Genomic DNA, 21,312 nt, shown 5'->3' with positions numbered 1-21,312 from the left:
CGACCTTACCGGTCGGTAACTACCGATTTCAGCGGTTTGACGACCGCTTACAGAATGTCAGCGGCCACAGAGAATCTCGCATGTCACAACATCACATTGAGTAACATATTTCTTGCCGGATTCACGTAAAAGAACTATGGAAGGGCCAGGGACGAAACAACCAACTAATGGACGGTCAAAATCGAAGAGCCGTCCAGACAACCGAGTGACAATAGGGAGGATAGGGCCACCGTGACTCTAGAACTCCTCTACGTCGGGGACAACTGTGAGACGATCGAGAAACTCGTGTCGACGGCCGACGTCAGCGTGTGTGTCGTCAAGACGCCCGACGACGCACTCAACCGACTCGCAGTCGCCCCGTTCGACGCGCTCGTCGTGAGCGACACCGTCAGTGACATCACCACCTTCCTGTCGAAAGTCGACACCGATCCCTCTTCCCTTCCCATCGTCGTCGAGACGGAGTCGGCGACCACCCTCCCAGCCGGAGTGTACGACGAGGCCGTCCCGCCAGCGGCCGTCGACCAACTCACGGACATCGTCGACGCGCTCGTGTCGGACGCCACGTCCCCAGCCACTACTCGAGATGACAGCCGTATCTCACTCGGCGACGGCGGCGTCTCGACACACAACGTCGGAACCTCATCGTTCGCCGAGGGCGTCGGCAACAGAACGTTCGCCAACGCCGTCGTCAGAGGGTTACCCGACGTGCTCTTCCTCGCCGACCTCGACGGGAACCTGCTGCGCTGGAACGACCGCCTGAACGCAGTCACCGGATACACCGACAGCGAGATACGGTCGAGTACGCCAAGTGAGTTCTTCCAAGACGGTCTCGACGTTCGGGAGAAAGTCACCGAGATGCGAGACGACACGGATATCCGGTTCACCGCAGACCTCGTGACGCGCGACGGGTCGGTCATCCCGTACGAACTCACGGCGTCGCTCGTCGACTGCGGCGGCGAGCAGTACATCTGTGGCGTCGGCCGCGACATCACCGAGCGACGGGAGGCGGAGCAGCAACTCGACGAGGCCGTCGAAGAACTCGAAGAGTCGAACACGGAACTCGAACAGTTCGCCTACGTGGCTTCCCACGACATGAAAGAGCCACTGCGGATGGTGTCGAGTTATCTCGAACTCCTCGAACGTCGCTACGGCGACCAACTCGACGGGGACGCACAGGAGTTCATCGACTTCGCCGTCGAAGGGTCAGAGCGGATGCGCGAGATGATAAACGGGCTCTTGGCCTACTCGCGCGTCGGCCGACAGACGCGCGACTTCGAGCGCATCGACGTCGGCGACGTCCTCGACACCGCGCAGTCGAACCTGCGCATCGCCATCGAGGAGAGCGGTGCCGTCGTCGAGGCCGGAGAACTCCCGACCGTCCACGGCGACCCGGGACAACTCACCCAACTCTTTCAGAATCTCGTCGCCAACGCCATCAAGTACACCGACGATGGGCGTCCGCGCATCACCATCTCGGCCGCTCGCGAGGGCGACGAGTGGACGTTCACCGTCTCGGACGACGGCATCGGCATCCCCAAGCACCGCCAAGACAGCATCTTCGAGATATTCTCTGGAGAGGGCGGTCAGAGCGGGAGCGGCATCGGTCTCGCCATCTGTGAGAAGATCGTCGACCACCACGGCGGTCGTATCTGGGTCGAGTCCGACGGCGATTCGGGAACGACGTTCCACTTCACGATTCCGGACACCGGCCAGTCAGGAGACGAAGGAACACTGTAGACCGGGCAGTCTGCGAGAAGCGTACAACAGCAGCGTTAGAGCGACGGCACCGTCGCGCGTTCGACACCGGCGAGAAGCGTTCGCGGCGGTTACAGCGACCGAGAACTACAGATAGCCGAGGTCGGCGAGTCGGTCCTCGACATCTTCGTCGTCGAGTGCGGCGGCGTCAGTGCCCTCGTACTCGGGGTAGGTGTCCGCCCCGATGTCGTCGACGACGGGGAGGACGCGGCCGTCCATGCGGTCGCTGTAGGGGATACCCATCGCGGCCATGATGGTCGGCGCGACGTCGAACAGATGCGAGTCCGAGACGTCGGCCGTCGCGTCGATACCCTCACCCGCCGCAGCGAAGACGCCGGCGAGTTTGTGGTTCCACGTCTCGGTCGGCGGTGCGAAGTAGCCGCCGAGGACGTGCGCCGAGAGGAACTGCTCGAAGTTGTTCGGGACGAGCACGATGTCGACGGCCTTGTCCTCGTAGGGACCGTGGAAGAACTCCTCACGCGGGGCGACGTTCTCGAACATCGGGTCGCCGTCGGGCGTCGAGACGCCGCGGAGCATCTCGATGAGGTTCGCGCGAACCTGGTCGTACTCCGCCTCGCTCACGACGCCGTTCGGTTCGCGGCCTTCGAGGTTGATGCGGACGCCGAGTTCGGTACGGGCGCGCATGTACGCCTTCGAGTTCGGGAAGTCGACCTGTTCGGACGCCGTTCGCGTGATGTTCTCCGGTGCGTACTGCTTGACGATGGAGTCGAGACCGACCTTTCGGAGGCCGTTACCGACTCGGTCGGCGGTGAGACCGAACTTGGCCGCGCCTGCGGCGATGCGCTCGGCCGTCGTCGGTTCCCACGTGTCCTCGTCTTCACCTTCGCGCAGTTGGTTACGGATGGGGTTCCACGACGGCATCCCCTTGCCGCCCTTCGTCGTCTTCACGAATCCCTTGTCGCGGAGATACTCGTTGATGCGGAACTCGTACTTCTCGTACGGTCCCATCCCGTGGTCGCTGGCGATGAAGACCTGTTTCGGGTCGAACTCGTCGATGATCTCGCCGATCTCCTCGTCGGTGGCGCGGTAGACGCGTTCGACTTTCTCTTCGTCGCCCTCGAACTCGTGGAAGACCGTGTCGGTCTTCTGGAACTGGACGAAGCCGAAGTCGGGTTTGTGTTTGTCCGCGAGGTAGCGGAACGCGCGACCCCGCATCCGGACGAGTGTCTCGTACTCGTCCATCTTCTGACTATCTGTCAGCGAGTCGTCGCCGCGAGCGTACTTCGGATAGACGCGGTACTCGCCGAGTTCCTCACGGAGTTCGTCGAGAGTCCCCTCGGGGTGACAACGCGGGTCCTCGGGACCGATGAAGCCCGGAACGACAGCGCCGTCTATCTCTTCTGGCGGGTGTGTCACCGGGACGTTGACGACGACGCTGGATTTCCCGTGTTGGTCGAGCAGCGACCAGATGGAGTGTTCCTTGACGTCGTCGCCGCCGACGACGCGCCAGTCGTAGCCGTCGTAGTCGACGAACCCGTAGACGCCGTGTTTGCCGGGGTTGGCCCCGGTGTACATCGACGGCCACGCACTCGGCGTCCACGGCGGAATCTGCGACTCTAGCGGGCCGGTCGCACCGGACTCACAGAGTTCGCGGATGTTCGGAATCGCCTCCTCGTCGTACAGGCGTTCGAACACCGGCAGACAGCCGGCGTCGATGCCGATGAGGAGGGCGTCCATCCGGTCGTCGTCAGCGGTTTCAGTGGTCTCAGCGGTTTCAGTGGTCTCAGCGGTTTCAGCGGTCTCAGCGGTTTCAGCGGTCTCAGTAGTGTCTACTTCACTGTCGCTCATCGACGGTCACCTCCTTCGGTCGTCGCTCGATGCTGCAGCCCGACGCCAGCGAATGTGTACTGCCGCGCCGTAAGCGTCCCCTCCGCTATCATCGTATCAGTGGTTCGGGTGTCAGTCATTTGGTTATGGCCTGGATAAGTGAAATCCAATCGCTCGTCGAACAGTGCTCGTCGATGTGCGGCGTGACGGACGGGTTCTCGTCGTGACATTAGGCGTCACCACCGGACCCCGCGACCGTACAGAGCGTGACTTCACCGTTACTGTAGGTGACGTCGCGTGCTCCGCTACAGACCTGTCGTTCCGAGAGCGACGGTTGGTACGCGAAGCCCGCACTGTCGCGGACGTACGCGGCGCCGTCCCGCTGATAGGTCCGATAGACGATGGTCTCGTTGGCCGTCGACGCCGTCCCATTGGCGACAGTCATCGCCTTCACGGGTTGTTGTTCACGCCGGTCGAAGATAGTTTGGTAGGGATGGTCGGTGTGCAACGGCTGCTCTCGGTTGTCGGGCGAGATGTCCGCGATGGTACTCGCCGCAGCGAGTTCGCCGTCGGTGTAGCTGTAGCGCGTCTGCGTGTCGGCGAACGGCGGCGAGTCGAGCGTCCCGTGGCTCGCCAGTGCCGTCATCGTGGGGAAGGCCACGGTGAACAGCAAGAGCATCACCACGGCCGTCCGCGGAGTGAGGTTCTTCACGAGGAACGCGACGCCGAGAGCGGCGATGACCGCCATCGGCGCGGCGAGGAAGGCGAACCAGCGGCCGGGGACGAACGTCCGGATGCCGAACAGCGGGAAGCCGAAGACGAACACCAGCATGGCGATGGTGGCGACGACGCCCGTGAACGTCGCGTGCGAGGCGTTCTCGCGGCGAAGGACGTACATGCTCCCGACGATGGTCAAGAGGAGCAAGAGGAGGAACCCGGAGACGTCGAGATACTTCACCACCGTGTCCATGAGCGTCGGCACCTGCTGGACGGCTTCGCTGGCCGTCGCCTCGCCGCTCGACTGCGGGTTGGCGAGTGCGAGGAAGCCGGCACCCTCTCTGACGGTGTTCTCGAGGTAGCTAAAGATAGTCGCGAGGAACGTCCCGCCCTGATACGGCGTCAGCGACCACATGAACGTGATGAGCCCGAGGTCGAACGCGAGCAGTCCGGTGAGGTTCACCGTGTCCTGTGGGCTGAAGTCGAGGACGTTCGACAGTCGCGGGTTGAACAGTCCGAAGCTCAACACGAACTGAGCGAGCAACCCGGCCCCGGTGAACACCAGCATGATGAACGCCGAAATCTGGTGCGTCAGGATGACGGCGATGCTGAAGAACACCACGAGGACGAAGTCTCGCAGTTTGTAGTCGAGGTGGAGGACGCGCGTGAGGCTGTAGAGGATGGCGAGGAAGAAGATGAGTCCGAGACTCGTCGGGATGAGGTGAATTCCCCACTCGACGACGTGACCGACCATGGCGTACGCAGTCGCCGCGAAGACGGCCCAGCGGACGCCCACGAGGAGTCGAGTCGTCGCGTAGACGAACAGGACGGAGATTGGCATGGCGACGCCCAGCGAGAGGAACAGCGCCTCTCTGACGCCGATGTCGAACAGCAGTGCCGCCCCGGCGACGAGGAGGTGGAACAGCGGCGACGCGAAGTACTTCCGGTCGGCGATAGGCTGGAGCGACTGCGACTCGTAGATGGCGGCCGTCCAGTTCGACATGTGTGTCCACACGTCGATACCGATGTAGCCCGGCGAAGTCATGAGGGCCGTGAGACGGACGACGAGTCCGAGCAACACGACCTGTGTGAGGATGAGCGCGGGGGAGAACTCGCTGTCGTCGGTGAAAAACACCTGTGCGACGAGGAGCATCCCAGTCATCGCCGCGATGTCGTAGTAGAGGAGCGTCCGGCTGCCTTGGAACGTCGCCAGTCCGACGAGGGCGGCCATACAGACCACGGAGACCGACGGTAAGAGCCGCGCAGCTTGCGGTGACAACGTGGCAATCGTGCTCTCGCTTTGGGTTCGAGACGCGAGGAGATACAGTAGCGACGCGACGCCGAGGACGAGCGGGAGCGTCTGGATGTAGACCTGCGAAGCGAGGAGCTGAAGCGGGAGCATCAACAGCGCGCCGACCAGACCGAGGACGGCACCGATGATGTCGAGGCGGCCGCTCTTCAGCATCCCCACCAGCGAGTTCGGTGTCTTGTGACTCATTGTGAGAGGGTGGTCAGCGGTAAACCGACTCAGTCATCGTCCGCCGTCGCGGTGTCCGAGACGCCCGACTCCGCAGAAGCGTCGACGCCGACACTGTCCGTCGTCATATCTCCCGCCACGGCTTGGTCGTCGATGAGGACCTCTTTGTCGCTGTTCGCCTCCATGTCGAAGACCATCGCAAAGAGGAGAAGCGCGATACCGAGGAACAGCGACAGCGTCCAACTGCCGGACGATTCCTTGCGGTTCCGCAGCGACGCGAGGATGCCGCCGAGAGAGACCGCAGAGACGCCGGCGCCGAAGTAGTAGAGGAGGGCGACGGGGTTGAAGTCCGTCAGGAGGTACTTGCGGTTCAGCCGCCAGATGAAGTTCCGCAGGAGCATGAACGAGACGCGCGGGATGTACTCGTCGTACTCGATGTGGCTCTTCCAGTCTTCGTCGTCGTAGACGCTGTCGGCGGAGTGAGCGATGTCGGCGACGCGGAGGTTCTCGGCGTTGAGTTTGACCAGGAGGTCGTTACAGTAGCCGTAGTACTCGTACATGTCCTCGATGGGGGCCTGCTGGAGCGCCGCCTTCGAGATGGCGGTGTAGCCGTTCTGTGGGTCCGCAATCTTCCAGTAGCCGCTCGCAATCTTCGTCAAGAGAGAGAGGACAGAGTTGCCGACGAGGCGGAACTGCGGCATCGCGTCGAGGTCCTCGGTGCGCATGAAGCGGTTGCCCTTCGTGTAGTCGGCCACGTCGTCGATGATGGGGTCGATGAACTTCGTCAGCACGTTCGGGTCCATCTGTCCGTCGCCGCCCATGACGGTGACGACGTCGATATCCTCGTCGAGCGCTGCGAGGTAGCCCGTCTTGATGCCGCCGCCGACACCGCGGTTCTCCTCGTGTTGGATGGGAACGACGACGTCGTCGAAGCCGACCGCTCCGGACGTGTGTGTCTCGTTGTACGCTGCTGCGTGTTCCTGAATCTCCGTCCACGTGTCGTCGGTCGACGCGTCGTCGATGACGTACGCGCGGTCGACGAAGTCGGGGAACGTGTCGATGACGTTGCCGACGTAGCCTTCCTCGTTGTACGCCGGGACGACGATGCCGATGGTGTGTTCTCGGTACATGATGGTGCGTAGCTCTCGTACTTCTTACTGGTCTCCCTACGTGCTTTATAATACACCGCCTAAGCACCGAAATCGCCCAATAAGAACCCCATAGTGCCGTCAAACCGTTGTATAGTCCGTGTGAACTGGTGACAGAGAACGAGGTGACGAGAGGGTCGTCGGTCACTCTCAGGCGATGACTTCCGGCCGCATCACGCTGAGCCACTCACGGCCGTTCCAGATGGCCGGCCCCCAGAGGAATCCGCCCTCGCCGTCGTGGATACCCATGTCGCCGCGGAAGACGCCCTCGACGTATCGGAGGTCACTCTCCTGGACGACGCCGTCGCTTCGGAGGCGTTCACAGTCGTCTTCGCCGAGGAACGTCGTCCCGTCGAGCGGACAGTGCGACGGTGCGTGGACGTCGACGTCTCGCGCATCGCGCACGAAGAGGAAGTACTCGTCGAAGTTGCGGTAGGTGCAGTTCGAGATGGACGCGTGCGGCGCGCCGTCGACGAAGATACCGAACACGCCGTCGTCGAGGCCGTTGTCGAAGTTCCGCGCGTAGTGTCCTTGGAAGTAGCAGGTGTCACAGGTGAACCCCGGTCCCGACTCCGCGACGTAGATCTCGATGGGAGAAGCCATCGCGGTCCCGTTCCCTTCGAGGTAGACGCCGCTGACCAACTGTCCACAGCCGCTTCGGGCGTCGACACCGCAGTCGCCGTTGTTCTGAATCGTGCCGCCGACCCATCGGCACGAGTAGCCGCGCAGTTGGACGCCGTATCCGCCGTTGAGAAGCGAGTCACACCCGAAAAAGGAGGTGCTGTGGGGTCGCGCGTCGGTGTCGAGTCGGAACCCGGTTCCGCCACAGCCCCAGACGACGACGTTGCGGAAGGTGACGCCGAACGTCCCCTTGAAGTCGCCGCGTTCGTCGGTGTACGGTTCGACGGAGATTCCGTGCGACTTCGTCTGGTAGACGACGATATCCTTGTACGTCGAGTACGGGGCGGCCCGAATCCGGAGACCGATGTTGCCGCCGACGAGTTTGAGGTTCTGAACGAGCGGGTTGTTGCGATAGTCGTTCATCCCTCGCCCGAGGACTTCGACGACGTTCTCGTCGACGTCACCGGCGTCGATGACCGACCCGGAGGGGTGGCCACCGGTCAGCGTGACCTCTTTCTCCTCGTAGTCGAGGACGATTGGAAACTCCTCGCCCACCTCTTGTGCGTCGTACGACGAGTGGACGTAGACGACGTCGCCGCTCTCGGCGTCGTCCCACGCTTCTTGAATCGTGCGGTAGCCGCCACGCCCGACGACGAGTTTGCCGCCGAAGTTAGCGATTCCCGCGAACGACTCGACGACGTCGCCGTCGCCGAGCGCCGTCGTAGCGTCGGGGGTCGCTCTCGCCCGACCCGTGAAGGAACCCAACAAGGCCGCCGCACCTGCCGCACCGAGGAACGTTCGTCGGTCGATTTGACCCCCATCCGGAGACTGTGTATCCGTCATAACTACTCAGCCTTACCAACTTTTGTCAGCGTATCAATAGGAACTAACGGGCGGGTGAGTCACGAGATTACGCGCAGGTAACCGGCTTAGGTGCCTGATAAGCCGCCGAGCACGCCGAGATTCGGCCAGGAAACGACCTTATCAGGCCTATAACAATATTACTACAGACTGTCTGTGAACATAAGGAGAGTATCACACGTGTCGAGGCGGAACAACAGGAACGACGCCGACGTCGAGACGATGGTCGCGGCAGTGAACCTCATCTCGAAGAAGTGGCACCCGGTCATCATCCAGGCACTTCTTCGAGACGGTCCGCTGCGCTTCAGCGAGCTAAAGAATCGTCTCGACATCTCGGCGAAGGTCCTCACAGACAGTCTCGACGACCTCGTCGAGAACGACCTCATCGACCGAATCGAGGTCAGTGAATCGCCACGCCGCGTCGAGTACAACCTCACCCGACACGGACGAGATATGCAGTCGGTCATCGACGCACTCGCCGACTGGGGAGAGCAACATCTCGGCGAGGACACCCGACCCGTCGTCCTCGTGGTCGACAACGACCCACGGCTGGTGACGATGCACGCGAGTTGGCTGGAAGAGGAGTACCAGATAGAGCGCGCCTACGACGGCGAGGAGGCGCTCAGAAAGCTCACCGACGAGATAGACGTCGTCCTCCTCGACCGGCGGATGCCCGGCCTGTCGGGTGAGGAGGTACTCGACCGGATTCGAGACCTTCGACTGTCGTCTCAGGTCATCATGCTCAGTGCGGTCGAACCGGACTTCGACATCCTCCAGATGGGGTTCGACGCCTACATCGTCAAACCGGGAACGAAAGAGGAACTGAAGGAGGTCATCGCCGACGTCCTCGCTCGAACCGCCTACGACACCGAGGTGCAGGAGTACCTCGCGTTGAGTGCGAAGCGGGCGGTCCTCCGCGCGGAGAAGACCGACGAGACGCTCAAACGTGACGACCGCTACCAGCGACTCGAGACTCGACTGAAAGAACTGGAGTCGCGCGTCGACGCCGACGACGAGGAGTCGACGGCACGCGACGTGCAGGCACTATTGAACAGAACCTGAGCGAAGACACACAGAACGGAGAGACGCATTCAGCAACCGATGTTACACGAAGATGGAGACGAAACAGTAGAGGTCCTGTTGTTCGCCGCAAGCGGTGACGAAGCGCTCACCGAAGCCTTCGACCGGGCCGAACGGTTCGACCTGACCGTCGTCAACGACGCAGAGACGGCTCTCGACCGGATGCGAAGCGGCGAGGTTCCACCACCGCAGTTGCTCCTGATGGAGTTCGAAGGCGACGGTGAAGGAGTGGAGTTGCTTCAGACGGTGAAAGCCGACGAACAGCTACGACGCATCCCCGTCATCACCATCAGTGACTCGCCGACTGCCTGCGAACAGTCGTACGACGAACAAGCGAACGCCCACGTCGAGCGCCCCGCAGACCCCGACGGATTCGACGAAGCCGTCGACCGTATCGAGTCGTTTTGGGTTCGCGCTGCGACACTACCCCCAGTCACCAATGATTCCTGACGAACTCACCGTTCTGCTCGTCGAGGACAACCCTGGAGACGCACGTCTCCTCCAGGAGCACTTCCGCGACGCAGAACACGCCGTGACCGTCGTCGACGACGAGACGACCGAAGCGCCGTCGGGAGACGGCGTCACCCTCTATCACTGTGACCGTATCTCGACAGTCGACCAGCGGTTGGCGGACGTCGACTTCGACATCATCCTCCTCGATTTGAACCTGCCCGGCAGTCACGGACTGGAGACGGTCGACTACGTTCGCGACCGAACGTCGACGACGCCCATCATCGTCCTGACGGGCGTCCCCGAGGAGCGACTCGGTATCGACGCCGTCTCGCACGGTGCACAGGACTACCTCGTCAAAGACGAAGTGACCCCGGAGGTGCTCTTACGCGCCATCCGGTACGCCATCGAGCGGAAGAAGACAGAAGAAAAGCTGCGCCGCCAGACCGAAGAGTTGCGCATCCTCAACCAACTGACGCGCCACGACATCCGCAACGAGATGACGCTCGTCGTCGGCCGGGCACGCGAGTTGGCAGAGCACGTCGACTACCACGGCGAATCACAACTCGACGAGATCATTCGGACGAGCAACCACATCCTGCAGTTGACCCGCAGCATCGGCGACATCGTCAGTACCGTCACCCGGACGGAAGCGGACGACCTGAGTCCCGTCGCCCTGAAGTCGGTGCTGGAGTCGGAAGTCGAGAGTGTCAGACGGCTCTACGACGGCGGGAGCATCGAGATACGCGGTGAGATTCCACCCGTCGACGTTCGGGCGAACGACCTCCTGTCGTCGGTGTTCGCGAACCTCTTTTCGAACGCTATCCTGTACAACGACAAGGAGACGCCGCGCGTGACGCTGTGGGTCGAAACGGACGACGACGAGGTGACCGTCTCTGTCGCCGACAACGGGCCGGGCATCCCCGACCGGCGAAAGGAGACGATATTCGGCGAGGGCGAACAGGGGCCCGAGAGCAGTGGGACGGGCATCGGTCTCTATCTCGTCAACCAACTCGTCGCGCAGTACGGTGGCGACGTGTGGGTCGAAGACAACGACCCGGAGGGGTCGGTGTTCCACGTCACACTCGACAGACTCGGATGAGTGAGTCGAACCGCTTTACGCGGGCGATAATAAAGCCGCCCGCTCCACAAGGTGACACCATGAACCTGCGAGTACGCCAACCCGTGGAGGGAGTCACGTGAGCGAGCGACTCGACGTCGGCTTCGTCCCGGCAGAGTGCCCCGGTGCACCGGGGTCGGGGGCCGTGGAGACGTCGACGCTCCTCATCGAGCGACTGTCCGAGCGCCACGACCTGACGGTCTACGTGTCGAGTCAGATGGACTCGGCGAACGCCGACCTGCCGGCGGAAGACCGCGTCGAGTACGTGATGCACGACAACCTCTCGAAGCTTCCCCACCCAATCGCCGCGAAACACGAGGCGCTGCGCGAGGAACTGCCCGCGATGGAGCGTCACGACCTCGTCCACTCCTACTCCTCGGCGTTCATCCCCGTGCTCGCCGACCTCGAGGTACCGACGCTGTCGACGCTGAACTCCTACGTCCCGGTCTGTCCGAAGGGCGACATGATGTACCACGGCGAGCGGAAATGTTCCGGCCCGTCGCCCGTGAAGTGTGCGAGTTGTATCGCGACGACGGCCGTCAAGCGCCGACAGGGTGTCGAACGCGAACTCCGCGCGAGTTACTCCTCGCTCGGGAAGATAGACCTCGTCCAGAAGTCGATGAAACACGCCGACGATATCGACGCCTACCACGCGCTCTCGCCGCACCTGAAGGAGGATTACGCCGCACTGGGGTTCCCGGGCGAGCGAACGACCGTCATCCCGCACTTCTACGACGAGGCGTTCCACCGCGAGGACCCCGACCCCGAGGCAGGCGTCGACGACGGCGACCCCGTCACCCTGCTCTACGTCGGCGCACTGCAGGACATCAAGGGCCTGCACGTCCTCATCCCCGGACTCGCCGAGATGCGACGGCGCGGTCACGACGTGGAACTCGAAATCGTCGGGTCGGGACCGTACGAAGCGCGACTGAAAGAGTTAGCGAGCGAAGAAGGCGTCGCCGACGCCATCGATTGGCTCGGCTACGTCGACCACGGCGACTTGCCCGATATCTACGACGAGGCCGACGCCTTCGTCTACCCGGGCCTCATCGACGAACCGTTCGGCCGCGTGGTGCTCGAAGCGCTGTCGATGCGGACCCCGCTTCTCGTCTCCGACGTGGGAAGTATGGACTTCATCGTCGGCGACGCGGGCGAACCGTTCGAGGCGGGCAACCCGTCGGCGCTCGCCGACGCCTTCGAACGACTGGTCGACGACTACGACGCCCACTACGCCGCCATCGACGACGAACTACCGCGGTTCGCGCCGGAGACGGTCATCGGAAAGTACTCCGACCTCTATCGCGAAGTCGCCGCGACGAAGCGCGTCGTCACGCGCTGAGTTCGTCGGATTCGTCGAAATCGGCGGGTTCGACGACGTTGAACACGTTCCCGAACAGGTCCTCGAAGACGGCGGAGATACCCCACGGCTCTTCGGCAGGTTCGCCGTGGAACACCACGCCCTTCTCGCGCAGTCGTTCGTAGTCTCCGACGCAGTCGTCCGTTTCGAGGACGACGGCGACGTGGTCGGCGGCCTGCGACCCGACTCGGTCTGACTTCTCCGGTGTATCGGCGGCGACGAGCGCGAGTTGTCGGTCGCTGTTCGATGGCGCGACGGTGACCCAGCGCATCCCGTCGCCGAACGCCACGTCGTCGTGTGTTTCGAACCCGAGTGTGTTCGTGTAGTAGTCGAGCGCCTCGTCCTGGTCGTCGACCAGAATCGTCACGTGGGTGAGGTCGGTGAACATCGCACCCGTTACGACGCCGAATGGAGCGATATAGCTCAGCCACGCGTGGAGAGTGAAAGTGAACGTAACGGAGAGACCGATGGCGGTCAGCGAGAGGAGTCGGAGAGTGGTCTAGGTGTGAGCCGTCTCCCGAGTTCGAGGGGGTCGAACGAAACCGAATCTATCGAGTCGAACTGAACGGTGTTCAGTTAGCTCGGATACTCGTTCCCGTAACCGCCGACGTCGCCGGAGACACCTTCGTAGACGGTGCTCCAGTAGAGGTCGAGAGAACCGTCGCTGACTTTGATTCCCTCGTAGTCGTCGTACGAACTGGCGGTTATCTGGGTGATGACGTTTCCAGAGCCGTGGTTGATGACCGGGTGGTGCGTCGACTCGTAGGAACCTTTGGAGACGATACAGTCGTCGGCTTCCAGACAGAGCGCACGACGGTAGCCCGGACCGGGTTGTTCGACGACGTTACTGTAGAACCGCGAGCCGTCGCGTTCACAGCGAATGGCGTTTCGGCCGCCTTCAGAACCGGACGCCTCGCCGGTGACGGTACACTCTTCGACGAGCACGTCACCGTTTCCGGGTTCAATTTCGATGGCCTGTCCGGGGCAGTTCATGTCGATGGAGACGTTGTCGAGAGTGACGTCGCCGGAGCCTTCCGAGACCATGACGGCGGCGTCGTTCGATTCGTCGCCGGGGGCGAGTCTGATGTTCGTGTCCTGAATCTTCGCCGAGGTGATGTCGGGCATCACGGTGATGGCGTGACCGTTCGGCTGGTCGAGGACGATTTCGCAGTCCGTGACCCAGCAGTTCTCGCCGCCGTCGAGGCGGATACCGCGCTGGTTGTTGTCGGCTCCTCTCGCGTCGTCGACGACGATAGTCGCGTTCTGGATGGTACTCTCGTCGCCGTCGAGGCGGATGTTCGACGTGTTGCAGTTCGAGAACCGGCCGCCGCGGACGACGACGCGTCCGGCGGAGCCGGAGTCGTAGAGGCCGTTGTCCGGGAAACCGTCGATGACGCAGTCGCGGACCCAGAGCTTCCCCGAGTGATACGGGCTGACGATGAAGCCAGTCGGGCCCCAGCGAACGTCGGGGTTGCCGTCGCGGTCGGTGTTCTTCGTCCACGCGCCGCCGTCGGGCATCCGAACCCGGTCGACCGCACCGATACTGTCTTCGTCGACGATGTCGACGAGCATCGGGCCGTGTGTGCCGGCGTCGTGCTCGCCGACGAAGTCGATGTCGTGGATGTAACAGTCGTTGACCTGCGCTTGGATGCAGCGCAGTCCGGTGTTGTCCGCGCGGAAGTCGAACGTGAGATTACCGATGCGGAGCCAATCGCCGGGCGAGTAGTAGGTGCCGAACTTGAAGATTCGGTGGGAACCGTCGAACTCGTCGGCGGGGGCCGGGACGATGGTCGCATCGTCGCCGATGAGCCAGAGTTTGTCGAAGCCGGTGAATCGGATACCTTCGTCGATGTAGTACTCGCCAGGTGGGAAGTAGATCTTCCGCCGATCACCGATCACGTCCTCTAAGACGGGTGTAATCGACTCGCCGCCGGTGTTGTCCGCGCCGGCGTCGACGATGTTGATAGTCTCGTAGCTAGAGCCGGCCGAAGCCTGTCCGGAGAAGGCTGCAGAACCGACTGCCGCCGCACCAACCGTGCCAAGGAAGGAACGACGACCAAGCGTTCTGGTGGGGGTCTGATTTGGGGTCTCAGGCATAACGCAGTTCGTGGACAGTATCTTCTGTTGATAAGTCTTTTGAAACCGAATTCCAGAATAGCCATAAAATATAAATAAAGCGGCCAAAAGAACTATACCAGAATGGGAAAGCGAGTCCCCTTTTAGTATCATATCTACTAGTTAAAAACAATACAGCGGTGCTCGCGAAGCTATCTGTAGCCGAAACAGAAAATAGCGAGTCCTCGCGCGGACTCACACAGCTGTTTAGACGGTCCGGACCAGTCGACGACGCTCGCTTACCTCGTGTAGCCGCCAGCGAGTGCGTTGTCGACGAGTCGAGTGCCACTTCCCGAGACGATTTTGACCGCTTCGTAGCCGTCGTAGGATTCGGCGGTCACGTCGGTGATGGTCACACCGTCGCCGTCGACGATGATTGGGTGGTGCGTCGCCTCGTATCGCCCACCGGAGACGGTGACGTTGTCGGCACGGATACCGAGTGCACGACGGTAGTCGTCACCGGGTTGTTCGACGACGTTCGAACGGAACACCGTGTCGTCTCGGGCGCAGACGATGGCTTCACGACCACCGCTCGCACCGGAGCCGTTACCGATGACGGTACAGTCGGCGACGACGACGTCGCCGTTTCCGGGTTCGATTTCGATAGCCTGTCCGGAGGCGTCCAGTTCGACGGTGGTGTCTTCGATGAGCGTCGACCCGGCACCCTCTGCGACCGTAATCGCGCCGTCGACGCCGTCGTCGAGGACGCGGACGGTCGTGTCCGAAATCTTCGCGGAGTCGACCGCGTTACGGACGGTGATTGCGTTTGCCGTCGGTCGTTCGAGGACGATTTCGGTGTCGTTGACGACACAGCCACTGCCGCCGTCGAGACGAATCCCCTGCTGGGCGACGCCGTTCTGCGGTTCGTCGACGACGATGGTCGCCCCGTCGACGACGCTTCCGTCGCCGTCGAGGCGGATACTCGCCGTCCCGCTGTTCTCGAAGCGACCACCACGGACGACGACGGTCCCGCCGGCGCCGGAGTCGTAGAGGCCGTTGTCCGGGAAGCCACCGACGACACAGTCACGGACCCAAAGCGTCCCCTCGTGGTGCGGGCTGACGATGAAGCCGGTCGGGCCCCATTCGACGACGGGGTCGCCGTCTCTCCCGGTGTTCTTCGTCCACGCGCCGCCGTCGGGCATCCGAACCCGGTCGACTGCGGCGATGCTGTCTTCGTCGACGACGTCGACGAGCATCGGGCCGTGAGTGCCGGCGTCGTGTTGCCCGACGAAGTCGATGTCGTGGATGTAACAGTCGTTGACCTGTGCTTGGATGGCACGGAGGCCGGTGTTGTCCGCACGGAAATCGAACGTCAGGTCGCCGATGTGGAGCCAGTCACCGGGGGCGTAGTGCGTCCCGAGTTTGAAGATGTGGTCCTCGCCAGCGAACTCGTCGGCGGGGGCTGGGACGATGGTCGCGTCGTCGCCGAAGAGCCAGAGGCGGTCGAAGTCGGTGAACCGAACACCTTCGTCGACGTAGTACTCGCCCGGCGGGAAGTAGATTCGTCTGCGGTCGCCGATGACGTCCTCCAAGACGGAAGAGATCGACTCGCTACCGGTGTTGTCCGCGCCGGCGTCGACGATGTTGATAGTCTCGTACTTACTGGGTTGCGCTGCGGCCTGTCCGGAGAAAGCCGCAGTACCGACTGCCGCCGCGCCAACCGTGCCAAGGATGGAACGACGACTGAACTGTCGTGGGGTCTCAGGCATTACAGTTTGCTCACAATCAGATTAGTTGAAAAGCATTGTGAAACAGAAGTATAAATCGGCCACAAGAGACAAATAGTCAAAACTAACGTACTGAATTTGAATAAATAAAATATCCATACTATCTGAATTCGCCTAGATTAACCGTTGGCTATGTCTCGAAGTTCGCGTACCCCCGGTGCACCGTCGACCAGCCACAGCAGGAAGGCGACGAAGAACGGGCCGAAGTAGACGGCGAGGAGGCCGAGTTGTTGGCCCGTCGAGAGTGTCGCCAGGAACTCACCGAGGTACTCGGCGATGCGTTCGAGTGCGAGTTGCTGGTCGTCGTACGGCGGAAACGTCGCGACTGGCCAGAGCACCCGTTTGAGTGCGAACTCCGGGCCGAAGCCGTAGAGGAGTGCCGTTCCGACGTCGCCGACGAGATGTGACCACCAACCGACGGTGAACGCCGCACCGACCTCCAGTCGCTGGAAGCGGTACGCGGCGACGACGACGAGCAGACCGAGGGGGACGGCGACGAACACCGAGTGGGCGACGGACACTCCTTGCGGGAAGAGATGGAAGACCCAGGACAGTGGTTTGTCGACGAGGTCAGGCAGTTGTGTCGCAAAGAGGAGTGCGAAGACGGCCGCACCGCTCGGTGGTTTCCCCCGAACCACCCGCGAACCGAGAGAGACGAGGACGTAACCGAAGGCGGCGTGTCCCCACGGCCACATCTAAACGGCCTCCGCGGACGGCGCGGCGAGCGACTGCTGGCCGTTCGGCGCGGAGAGCCAGACGTGGACCACGCGGTACGCGTTGTCGCGAGACGGGTTCGACGGTGGTTCACCCTCGTAGACGAGGAACGCGAGTCGGGTGTTGCTACCGCCGGACTGCTGGACCTGATACGGCGACCGTTCCGTCTCACCGTCGGCGACGGTAGTCGTGAACGTGTCTACCGTCTCCGCGCTCGACACCCCGCCGTTCTGTACCTGTTCGACTTGGACGACGGTGGTGTACTCGACTTGCTCACCCTCTTGGTTCGTGATGGCGAGTTGTATCGTCCCGCCGTTACGTGCCGTCTCACCGACGTTCTCGGTCGTGACGTTTCCGCCCTGTTCGGTGACGAGATACGTCTCGGTGAACTGGTCCTGTGCGGGCGAAGCGAACCCGGCGACGCCGGCACTCGCCGCGAGGACGAGGAGGCTACCGACGAAGAGGAGGCTGTAGGTGCTGCCACCGAAGCTTCCGAACACGCCGCTCGGGACGAGACTCCCGGCCGAGAAGCGCTCGTCGGCGGCGACGAACCCACGGCGAACGGCCGCGAGGACGACGAACAGGAGCGTCCATCCCGTGAGAATCGCCACGAGCGGGAGCGTCGCGATACGGAACGGGGTGAAGTTGAGCGCGTACGCCGTCAGCGGGAGGATGGCGAGGCTGAGGGCGACAGCGAGCACCAGTCGTTCGGTGGGGCCGATGCGGCGGTAGCCGGCACCGGTCGGGTCGTCGAGTTGGGCGCGGTTGAGCGTCCGAAGCGAGCGCGAGCGAGGAGTTCCCTCGGGAAAGAGCGCCGAGACCATCGCGTATCCGGGCAGAAACAAGACCATCGGCATGAGGACGACGATTCGGGCAGGACCTGTCAGTCCAACGAAAACTGCCCCGGCTGCCGCCAGCGCCAGGAGGGTGACGACGAAGAGGTCGGCGACCCACTCGTACACGGCTGTCATTACTGGCACTACTGGCTCCGCAACTAAAAAGAGTAGAGACTGTTCACGTTAAAACCGGCGAATTCTCGGTCATAGACGGTGCCTAAGGCCATATGACACTCCAGAAGAATACGACGGTTGCAACGTTTACGCGGGTCGTAGTCTGACATAGGAATCACTAGAACCAGCCCGTCACACCGCTTAGTCGGCCGATAATAAAGCCACTGTCTATTCTGTGTTCAGATGATGCGACGACTGGGCTATACGGGTGCTCCGACAATCGGTCCGGCTGAGACGCTGGGCAGGGCGCGACTCGTCCATCGGAGCAGACAAACAGAGGGAGACAAATGAGCATTCCAATCGCAGACCCGGAAGTAGGTGACGCCGAACTGAAAGGTGTCGTCGACGTCCTCGAATCGGGACAGCTCGCTGCAGGCGAGGCGGTCAGCGAGTTCGAAGCGCGCTTCGCAGACTACTGCGGGGCGGAACACGCGGTCGCCACCACGAACGGTACCACCGCGCTCCACACGGCGCTGACCGCAGTCGGCGTCGAACAGGGCGACACGGTGGTTACGACGCCGTTCTCGTTCGTCGCCACGGCGAACACCATCCGCTTTGCGGGCGCAGAACCCGTCTTCGCGGACGTCGACCCCGAGACGTTCAACCTCGACCCGCACGCGGTCGAACAGGTCGTCCGCGACCGAGACGGCGACGTCGACGGCATCATGCCCGTCCACCTCTACGGACTCTCCGCGGAGATGGACCACCTGCGCGAAATCGCAGAGAAGTACGACGTTCCGCTCGTCGAGGACGCCGCGCAGGCGCACGGTGCGGGCTATCACGACGAGACGGCCGGGTCGATGGGCGACGCGGCGTGTTTCTCCTTCTACCCGACGAAGAACATGACCACCGGCGAGGGTGGCATGATCACGACCAACGACGAGGAGGTTGCGAACGCCGCACGGCGCTTCGTCAACCACGGCCGGAGTCAGTCCGGCTACGAACACGTCGAGGTCGGCCACAACTTCCGGATGACGAACCTCTGTGCCGCAATCGGCGTCGCACAGATGGACCGCATCCGCGGGTTCAACGAGGCGCGCCGCGAGAACGCGGCGTTCCTCACCGAGGGACTGGCGGACACCGACGCGGTGACCCCGACCGAACCCGAGGGACTGCGCCACGTCTACCACCAGTACACAGTTCGCGTGGGCAACCGCGAGGAGCTCATCGAACAACTCGACGACCACGGCGTCGGGTCGGGTATCTACTACCCGAACCCGATTCACGAACTCGAAGCGTACGAGGACTACACCGGACCGACGGACCTCGACGTCGCCGAGACGGTCGCACAGCAGGCACTCTCGCTGCCTGTCCATCCGAACCTGACGCAGGCAGACCTCGAAACAATCGTCGACGTCATGCACGAGGTTGACGTCGAACCAGTCGACCCAGTTGCGACGACGGAGGTACCCAATGTCTAAGAGAAACTCGGAGACGGTCAAAGTCGGTGTTATCGGCGTCGGAAGTATGGGGCAGAACCACGTCCGAATCTACCGTGACCTGCCGGGTGTCGAACTCGTCGGCCTCTACGACGCCGCCATGGAGCGCGCAAAAGAGGTCGCCGCCGACTTCGGCACGCGAGCGCTCACGATGGACGAACTGCTGGAGCAGGCCGACGCCGTCTCCATCGCCGTCCCGACGCAGTACCACTTCGACGCCGCACGCGAGTGTATCGACGCCGGTGTCAGCGTACTCGTCGAGAAGCCGTTCGTCGAGGACCCGAAGAACGGGCAGACGCTCATCGACTTCGCCGAAGAGCGCGGTGTCGTGCTCCAAGTCGGTCACGTCGAACGCTTCAACCCCGCGGTCCGCACGCTGATGGACATCGTCGACGACCTCGACGTCATCGCGGTGACCGCCGAACGACTTGGCCCGCCGCTGGACCGCGAAATCGACGACAGCGCCGTGATGGACCTGATGATTCACGACATCGACATCGTGTTGGCGCTCGTCGGCGAAGACGTCCACTCGGTCAACGCCGTCGGAACGCAGGAAGGCGCGTACGGTGCCGCCAACCTCCAGTTCGAGGACGGCACGGTGGCCGAACTGACGGCGAGTCGAGTCACACAGGAGAAGGTGCGACAGCTTACCATCTCCGCGGCCGAGGCGCGTGTGAAAGTCGACTACATCGACCAGAGCATCGAGATTCACCGCCAGTCCGCACCCGAGTACGTCGAGGACGGCGACGTTCGCTACCGGCACGAGAACGTCGTCGAGAAACTCACCGTCGACCAGGGCGAACCGCTGAAGAAGGAACTGACTGCCTTCACCGACGCCGTTCGCACCGGGTCCGACCCCGTCGTCTCCGGCGAGGACGGCCTCCGCGCGCTGGAGGTCACCCGTCAACTCGACGAACTCGCGGCGACCGAACCGGAGACCAAGACCGGACGCTCTCCGCTCACCCAAGACGACTAACCCAGTCGTCCTCGATACCTGTCATCCCAGACAACCCAGACATCCCAGTCACCGACGCTCTTTCTCGCAGTCGCCGCCGATTTTTACGGTTTTAAGGACGCCGTCGAATTCGCCATCTCGGTGGAGAGACGGATAGTACGAACGACAGTAGACAGTGGTCGACGGCAGTTCCGACAAGCAAACACCTAACATCGACAGACTCGTCCGTTTGGCTCGAAGACGATGAAGCAGTCACGACAGTTGGCGACGTTCCTCCGGGCAGAGGTTGGTGACGGGTTGCGTGCAGTCGTCGACTACACGACGGATTCAGAACTATTTCAGGACTCGGGGACGTACGAACTCGTCTACGTTCGGTCGGAGGCAGACATCCCGAAAGAACAGACCGAGTTGGAGACGGTGATGGACGCGACCGGAATGGAGTCGCTCGGGCGAACGATACGGACCCAACACGGAACGCACGACACGCTGAACTTCGTCGTGAAGAACTTCGAGAGTGTCACCGAGGTGTTCTTCTTTCTCGACGACCGGCGGGGAATCGCGGTGTCGTTGGAACCGTCCGTGTTCATCTCGAAGAACCCGCTGATGGACGACTGTCTCTGTGTGTTAGACGAGTGAGGGCGAGCGTGTCACACTGGGACGGTTTCGAGAGACGTGTCACCGAGCGGCACGGAGAGCGGGCGAGCGGGCATAGTTCTGGTTTTCCTGGATGTTGTGCAGCCTAACGCACGCCTAAGAAGTCGCTTACTCCGCCCATAATAAAACGCCTTTGAGACCACACACAGTACGAGAGCAACCCAGAGATGACCCGCAAACTCCTCATCGGGCTGGCAGTCCTCGGTATCACCCTCGCGACGCTCGGCGTCGTCGCTCGCCGGGTCGCTGCACCAGCAGACGGTGGGCACGAGACGACCGAGCGAATCGACTCCGAGACAGTGACCATCGACGTGGAGACCTGAG

Annotated in this window: 18 protein-coding genes; 9 read left to right on the top strand and 9 right to left on the bottom strand. The window is 62.4% G+C overall.

Features of this window, described 5'->3' with window-relative positions; translation table 11 throughout:
* Window positions 1-231: 231 nt before the first annotated feature.
* Window positions 232-1,737: a sensor histidine kinase gene (locus BM083_RS20160; RefSeq protein ID WP_089872051.1), complete on the top strand. Its 1,506-nt coding sequence runs from the start codon at window positions 232-234 to the stop codon at window positions 1,735-1,737.
* A 105-nt stretch (window positions 1,738-1,842) separates the two neighbouring features.
* On the opposite strand, the gene BM083_RS20155 is transcribed toward BM083_RS20160, so the two are convergent.
* The 4 genes from BM083_RS20155 to BM083_RS20140 form a co-directional block, all read right to left on the bottom strand.
* Window positions 1,843-3,564 carry an alkaline phosphatase family protein gene (locus BM083_RS20155; protein WP_218148996.1) on the bottom strand — a complete coding sequence of 574 codons (1,722 nt, stop codon included), beginning with the start codon at window positions 3,562-3,564 and terminating at the stop codon, window positions 1,843-1,845.
* Between the two features lie 208 nt (window positions 3,565-3,772).
* Window positions 3,773-5,758, bottom strand: coding sequence for a glycosyltransferase family protein (locus tag BM083_RS20150; protein WP_143085780.1), 1,986 nt, complete (start codon window positions 5,756-5,758; stop codon window positions 3,773-3,775).
* A 29-nt stretch (window positions 5,759-5,787) separates the two neighbouring features.
* Entirely contained in the window at window positions 5,788-6,867 is a 1,080-nt protein-coding gene (locus BM083_RS20145) for a glycosyltransferase family 2 protein (RefSeq protein WP_089872046.1), read from the bottom strand.
* A 168-nt stretch (window positions 6,868-7,035) separates the two neighbouring features.
* Window positions 7,036-8,349, bottom strand: coding sequence for a right-handed parallel beta-helix repeat-containing protein (locus BM083_RS20140; protein ID WP_089872044.1), 1,314 nt, complete (start codon window positions 8,347-8,349; stop codon window positions 7,036-7,038).
* A gap of 198 nt (window positions 8,350-8,547) precedes the next feature.
* On the opposite strand from BM083_RS20140, the gene BM083_RS20135 reads away from it, so the two are divergent.
* From BM083_RS20135 to BM083_RS20120, 4 genes are all read left to right on the top strand, one after another.
* Window positions 8,548-9,429: a winged helix-turn-helix transcriptional regulator gene (locus BM083_RS20135; protein WP_177197718.1), complete on the top strand. Its 882-nt coding sequence runs from the start codon at window positions 8,548-8,550 to the stop codon at window positions 9,427-9,429.
* 39 nt (window positions 9,430-9,468) lie between these two features.
* Window positions 9,469-9,897: a response regulator gene (locus BM083_RS20130; RefSeq protein ID WP_089872042.1), complete on the top strand. Its 429-nt coding sequence runs from the start codon at window positions 9,469-9,471 to the stop codon at window positions 9,895-9,897.
* Window positions 9,887-10,999, top strand: coding sequence for a hybrid sensor histidine kinase/response regulator (locus BM083_RS20125; RefSeq protein ID WP_089872040.1), 1,113 nt, complete (start codon window positions 9,887-9,889; stop codon window positions 10,997-10,999). The genes BM083_RS20130 and BM083_RS20125 overlap by 11 nt, the downstream gene beginning before the upstream one ends.
* 97 nt (window positions 11,000-11,096) lie before the next feature.
* Window positions 11,097-12,356 carry a glycosyltransferase family 4 protein gene (locus tag BM083_RS20120; protein ID WP_089872038.1) on the top strand — a complete coding sequence of 420 codons (1,260 nt, stop codon included), beginning with the start codon at window positions 11,097-11,099 and terminating at the stop codon, window positions 12,354-12,356.
* Here the strand turns inward: BM083_RS20120 and BM083_RS20115 are convergent.
* From BM083_RS20115 to BM083_RS20095, 5 genes are all read right to left on the bottom strand, one after another.
* Window positions 12,346-12,762, bottom strand: coding sequence for a VOC family protein (locus tag BM083_RS20115; protein WP_089872036.1), 417 nt, complete (start codon window positions 12,760-12,762; stop codon window positions 12,346-12,348). The genes BM083_RS20120 and BM083_RS20115 overlap by 11 nt on opposite strands.
* A 188-nt stretch (window positions 12,763-12,950) precedes the next feature.
* Window positions 12,951-14,471: a right-handed parallel beta-helix repeat-containing protein gene (locus BM083_RS20110; RefSeq protein WP_089872034.1), complete on the bottom strand. Its 1,521-nt coding sequence runs from the start codon at window positions 14,469-14,471 to the stop codon at window positions 12,951-12,953.
* A gap of 257 nt (window positions 14,472-14,728) precedes the next feature.
* Window positions 14,729-16,198, bottom strand: a complete 1,470-nt coding sequence (locus BM083_RS20105; RefSeq protein WP_089872032.1) for a right-handed parallel beta-helix repeat-containing protein — start codon at window positions 16,196-16,198, stop codon at window positions 14,729-14,731.
* Between the two features lie 137 nt (window positions 16,199-16,335).
* Window positions 16,336-16,911 (bottom strand): metal-dependent hydrolase, encoded by a 576-nt coding sequence (locus BM083_RS20100; protein WP_089872030.1) that lies wholly within the window; start codon window positions 16,909-16,911, stop codon window positions 16,336-16,338.
* The gene (locus BM083_RS20095; protein ID WP_089872028.1) at window positions 16,912-17,901 is read right to left on the bottom strand and encodes a DUF1616 domain-containing protein; all 990 of its coding nucleotides are present in this window, start codon (window positions 17,899-17,901) and stop codon (window positions 16,912-16,914) included.
* A 326-nt stretch (window positions 17,902-18,227) separates the two neighbouring features.
* Here BM083_RS20095 and BM083_RS20090 point away from each other — a divergent pair, with 326 nt between their 5' ends.
* From BM083_RS20090 to BM083_RS23545, 4 genes are all read left to right on the top strand, one after another.
* Window positions 18,228-19,361: a DegT/DnrJ/EryC1/StrS family aminotransferase gene (locus tag BM083_RS20090; RefSeq protein ID WP_089872026.1), complete on the top strand. Its 1,134-nt coding sequence runs from the start codon at window positions 18,228-18,230 to the stop codon at window positions 19,359-19,361.
* Complete coding sequence (locus tag BM083_RS20085; protein WP_089872024.1) at window positions 19,354-20,355, top strand: Gfo/Idh/MocA family protein; 1,002 nt, start codon at window positions 19,354-19,356, stop codon at window positions 20,353-20,355. Before BM083_RS20090 ends, BM083_RS20085 begins: the two co-directional genes overlap by 8 nt.
* Before the next feature lie 222 nt (window positions 20,356-20,577).
* Window positions 20,578-20,970 (top strand): DUF7522 family protein, encoded by a 393-nt coding sequence (locus BM083_RS20080; RefSeq protein ID WP_089872022.1) that lies wholly within the window; start codon window positions 20,578-20,580, stop codon window positions 20,968-20,970.
* 185 nt (window positions 20,971-21,155) lie between these two features.
* Window positions 21,156-21,311 carry a hypothetical protein gene (locus BM083_RS23545; protein ID WP_009377935.1) on the top strand — a complete coding sequence of 52 codons (156 nt, stop codon included), beginning with the start codon at window positions 21,156-21,158 and terminating at the stop codon, window positions 21,309-21,311.
* The last annotated feature ends 1 nt before the right edge of the window (window position 21,312 follow it).

The organism is Halogranum rubrum (assembly GCF_900114455.1).
Taxonomy (GTDB): Archaea; Halobacteriota; Halobacteria; order Halobacteriales; family Haloferacaceae; genus Halogranum; species Halogranum rubrum.
Note: the sequence above shows the minus strand (reverse complement) of the source record. Positions and strands in the feature narration are given on the sequence as shown.